This is a genomic window from Haloferula sp., from assembly GCF_049672945.1.
Classification (GTDB): domain Bacteria; phylum Verrucomicrobiota; class Verrucomicrobiia; order Verrucomicrobiales; family Akkermansiaceae; genus Haloferula.
Genome location: NZ_JBATWY010000235.1, coordinates 1 through 5,160, shown reverse-complemented (window position 1 = coordinate 5,160; position 5,160 = coordinate 1). Strand labels below are relative to the sequence as shown.

The 5,160-nt window shown below is 58.3% G+C and carries 1 protein-coding gene and 2 pseudogenes; all 3 read left to right on the top strand.

Annotated features, from left to right (window positions below; genetic code table 11):
- A pseudogene (locus WBG04_RS20380) lies at positions 1 to 1,433 on the top strand (hypothetical protein); the annotation flags it as partial.
- A gap of 164 nt (positions 1,434 to 1,597) precedes the next feature.
- Positions 1,598 to 3,004, top strand: coding sequence for a sulfatase-like hydrolase/transferase (locus WBG04_RS20375; protein WP_424316566.1), 1,407 nt, complete (start codon positions 1,598 to 1,600; stop codon positions 3,002 to 3,004).
- A 1-nt stretch (position 3,005) separates the two neighbouring features.
- A pseudogene (locus WBG04_RS20370) lies at positions 3,006 to 5,160 on the top strand (hypothetical protein); the annotation flags it as partial.

Sequence of the window (5,160 nt, the reverse complement as noted above, 5' to 3'; positions counted from 1 at the left end):
TTTCGTTCGATTACACGGTGACAGCCTCCGACCTCACCCGCAGCGGAAACATCGGAATCCTGCTCTATTCCTTCGGCACGGGGGGTGCCAGCACGGCTGCCAACCAATCCTTTTTCGACAACGTCCGACTCGATTTGACAGTCCCCGACGATACCGACGAGGACGACCTGCCCGACGGATACGAGAATTCCTTTATTGGGATTTCTCCTGCGGGAGACTTCAACGTCACCGGTCTCGCCAGCCTCTCCGGCCTCGCCGGTGCGGATTTCGATGGCGACGGCCTCTCCGATCTCGCCGAGTACCTCGGCCCCGACGGGAATCCCAACTCCGGCGATGAGTCACGCCCCGACAAGGTGGATACCGACGATGACGGATTGAACGACCCGGTGGAAGTCTCCGGCAGTGCGAACATCTGGACAGGAACAAGCGCCGGATCTACTCCAGGCGACATCACCAGTCCCACCGATCCTGACAGTGACAACGATGGTATCCTTGATGGCGAGGAAGTCATCCCCGGCACCGACGGCTTCATCACCAATCCCGCATTGGCAGACTCGGACGGTGATGGCTACAGCGACAGCGACGAAGTGCTGGCGCTCACCGACCCCGGACTGAATACCAGCTACCCGGCTACTCCCTTGGTATTCGACGGTACTGCGGTCAAGAATTTCCCGACGACCTTCGCCAGCGGTGCCTTGCGCCGTTTCACGAATAGCGACAAGGGTAAGACCTTCCGCCTCACCGCCACCGCCAACCCCTCCGCTTTCCCAGCTGGTTTGGGTGCAGACGGTTGGATCGGCGTGGTATTGAACCCAAACACAGCAAGCGCAACCGCAGTAGGTTCTGCCGACGACAACGGCATGGGTTTCCTCGCTCGCAGCCCCAACATCCAGAACCCGCAGCAGGTTTTCGATACCAGCGCCGCGGCTTCCACGAATATTCAGGGAACTGGAGGATTCACCGAAACCCAGAATGCCGGGACCGGCGATGTCAGCTTTGATTTCAGCTTCACGCTCAGTCCCGACTACGACACGAACGGGGAAGTCTCATTTACTCTCACCCTCACGGATGATGGACCGAATTCGCCCTATTCTACCAGTGGCACCTTCCTGTCGAACAATGGCACGGGAGGAAACCTCGACCTTTATCTTGAAAGTTTCCCGGGCACGGTGGGTGCGGGCAACTTTGCCGCCACCCTCTCCGAGGTACTTGGGGGCGGCAATCTCATGATCAACAGCGTCGCCTTCGATGGAACCAACTTCACCATCAACTTCACCGGCGAGCCGAACACCACCTACGACATCGCCAGCGATCCTGATCTTTCCAGCGGATTCTCCACCATCGAGACCACCGCAACCACCGACGGCATGGGCAACGGGGCAATAACCTTCCCCGTCGTTGTCAACCGCTTTTTCCGTGTGCAAACTCAATAAGCCTAAACACGGCCAGCGAGTCCCTCGCCGTTCCTCCTCCCCGCATGAACCTTGCGCCGATTGGGGGGGGCGTGGGGTAGATCAATTTAAGGTTCTTGAAAGCCTCTTCGAACGACTCTGTTTTCGAGGCTCTCAAGAGCTTGATGGTTCGTTTCAACTTCTTGATGAAAACCTTTCTTTCAATTTTTTTCGCCTCGTCCCTCGCTGCTCAGGCGGATCCCCCTAATGTCGTCTTCCTATTCCTTGATGACATGCGCTGGGACGCGGCGGGTTTCACCGGTAATTCGGTGATCACGACTCCGAACATGGACACCTTGGCGGAGCAAGGAACCGTCTTCGAAAGTGCCTACACCACCACGGCGATCTGCATGGTGAGTCGGGCCAGCGTCTTCATGGGCCAGCACATGCAGCGGCACGGCATCACTGGCTTCAATCAGAATCTTTCCGCATCGAAGTGGGCGAACTCCTATCCCGACCGGCTCGATGACGCAGGATACTACATGGGCTTCATTGGCAAGCATGGACTAGGCAACAACTTCACCGGTCTCTACAGCACCTATGACTTCAACAAGGGCTACAACAGCCAGGGAAGTTACTTCAATCAGACCATCGACGGCGAGTCCGCCAACGGTCGGCATATCTCGAAATTCATGGGCGACCTTGCCGTGGAGTTCATCGGGGATGCCGTCGATCCGGCCAAGAATTCAACTTCGGCGCCCTTCTGCCTGCAAGTCAGTTGGAAAGCGCCGCACGTGCAGGATGGAGCCAGCGATCCATTCCAGAATGACCCGGCCTACGATTCACTCTATGTGGCGGACACCATTCCTCACGCCAAGACCGATACCTTGGCTCAGTTCGAGGGAAACCTCTCCATCTTCCAATCCGGGGAGGGCACCAGCCGTTGGATTAGCCGCTTTGGCACCGAGCAGAAGTTTCAAGACAACGTCAAAAAGCACCACCGCCTGATCCACGGCGTGGACGTTCAGATCGGGCGGATTCTCGCGGCTCTGGAGGACCCGAACAATGACGGCCACACCAGCGACAGCGTGGCGGACAACACGATCATCATCCTCAGCTCCGACCACGGCTTCTTCCTAGGCGAGCGCCATCAGGCGGGAAAATGGTACATTCAGGAGGAGTCGATCCGCTTGCCGATGGTGGTGATGGATCCGCGATTGCCCGCCACTCAGAAGGGAAAGCGGGTTTCCCAAATGGTTCTCAACATCGACATCCCAGCCACCATTCTTGATTACGCGGGCGCAGCAATTCCCAGCGTGATGCAGGGGCGCTCGTTGAAATCCATCGTCGATGGCAGCCCGCCCTCCGACTGGCGGACCGCTTTCTTCCATGATCATCCCCAAGCTGGCGGGGGGGGAGTTTACCGAAACGAAGGCGTGCGTACCGAGTCCTTCAGCTACACCCGCTATCCGAACAACGGGAACGTGAAACAGCTCTACGATGTCACCGTCGATCCCTACCAGCGCACCAATCTCGCCAGCGACCTGCGCTATGCCTCGAAACTAAGCGAACTCGATGCCCTAACCACGCAGCTTAAAACGGAGGCTCAGTAGGATGAAACGACACCAACTTTTTTCCACAGGCGTCAGCTTGCTGATGTTGGCATGCGGCTCCCTTGCTTCATCATACGCCGCAGATTTTTCCGCCGGGGGATACCATGTCGTCCGTGTCGATGGCGGATCTGTCAGGGGACTCGGCGATGGAACCTACGGCCAGCTCGGCACAACACCCGCCGGAACCCCCGCCACCGTGGTCAGCCTGAACGGAGTCAGTGATATCGCGGCAGGTGGCTTCAGCACCCTGGCGCTCAAGTCCGACGGCACGGTCTGGTTTCTCGGTGAGACCACACTTCAGCATACCACACCTCACGGTACTCCCGCTCCGGTAGCGACCCCAATGCAGGTAGCGGGCCTGACTGGAATCGATGCCATCGCCGCCGGTCACCGCCACTACCTGGCACTGGATAGTGACACGGGCAATCTCTACGCTTGGGGTCACAACGGCAGCGGTCAGCTCGGAAATGGTGGCCTGCTTGATGTCACCACACCGGTCGTAGTTCTAACAGGCGTGACTTCGATGTCGGCAGGTGACGGTTTTTCCGCAGCAGTGAAAACGGACAACTCCCTCTGGACATGGGGCCGCAATACTCACGGTCAACTCGGTCTTGGTAATACCGCAGATCGACTTGTCCCGACCCAGGTCGCAGGTGTCAGCTCCGCTGCCAAGGTCGCGGCCGGGGGGCAGCACACCCTCGTCCTGCTAACCAATGGCACGGTGCGTGCCACCGGCAACAACGCCTTCGGCCAGTTGGGTCTTGGCACCACCAATTCAAGCTCGACCCTAGCTCCCATACCCGGACTCAGCGGCATCACGTCGGTGACCGCAGGCTATTTCCACTCCGCAACTCTCGGCACCGGAGGTCAAATCTCGGCGTGGGGAAGGAATTTGGAAGGGCAGTGTGGAGGTGGCAGCACATCCCCAGTGACCTACGGATCACCTCAGGTGCTTGCCGGGTTGCCTAATACGCCCAACGGTATCGAATGCGGATATCATTTCACCCTGATCAAGCTCGCCGACGGATCCATCATGGGAACCGGCAGTAATTCTGATGGCCAACTCGATGGGCTTTCCGTCGCAGATCAGGACGACAGTCGGAAGGTGTTTGCCCCTCAAGCAGTACCGCTGTCACCGGATCTCAGCGCGCCGCTGCCAAACCCGATGTCCTTCGCTTCGCCGCCGGCCGCCTTTGACGGAACATCGATCACCATGACCGCTATCACCGCTTCGGATCCGAGTGGAGTCGAGTATTACTTCGAGTGCGTCTCCGGAGGAGGAAACGACGGCGACTGGCAGAACGACACCACCTACGTGGACAGCGGACTGCTTCCAGATACCGAGTATGGCTACCGAGTCCGCGCCCGGGACAAGAGTTCGAATCAGAATGTCACTGGAAACTCAGCTACGGCCCTCGCCACCACCGCCCCGATCACCGCAATCCTCGCTACTGACTTCATCGGAAGAATGGTCAGCGCCAAGACCGCCTCGAATATCACTTGGACGGTCAGAGGAATTGCCGATCCCGGCACCCTAACAGCCTTCGACGAAAGCCCGACCAGTGCCAACTTCGCCGGCCTTTTCAACACCACCGATGCCCAAGGCCACTTCGCACCTGACAAGAATCTCGACAACGAAGGACCGTGGAGCATAAGCATCCCGTTAGTTCTCACCCTGCCTCAGATTCAGGTTGAGAATGTCGTTCTCGACTGGCAGCACTTTAACAACAGTGGGGTCTTTCAGACCGCTTCTCGCCCGGCGGATTGGACAGTGAGCATCACCGGCTCAAGCTCGGGTTTGCTCGGCAGCGTCACCGCAGCTGCCGTTAGTGGAATCTCCGGCCAGGAAACCCTGACCTTTACTCCTCCACTCACACTCTCCAGTGGGCAGACTTACACTTTGAAAATCTTCGTAGCAGGTGCCGCCGCTGAAGGCAATAACACCGGGCTGGACGCTCTCGTCGTCAATGGCTCGGCAATCACTGGCACCGACCCTGTTCAGGTGACGATTGCCAACCACAGCTTCGAAGAGGACGAGAACACGGACAGCCAAGGTAGATTCGCTTTTGGCGAGCGGGGGGATTTTGGTGGGCAATTGACCGGTTGGATAAGCCAAAGCGGCTCTTCCACCACCGTTGGGGTGGGCTGGATTAACA

Bases quoted from the DNA above. Each gene is read 5' to 3' on its own strand.
- WBG04_RS20375 (WP_424316566.1), top strand. From the start codon at position 1,598: ATGAAAACCTTTCTTTCAATTTTTTTCGCCTCGTCCCTCGCTGCTCAG.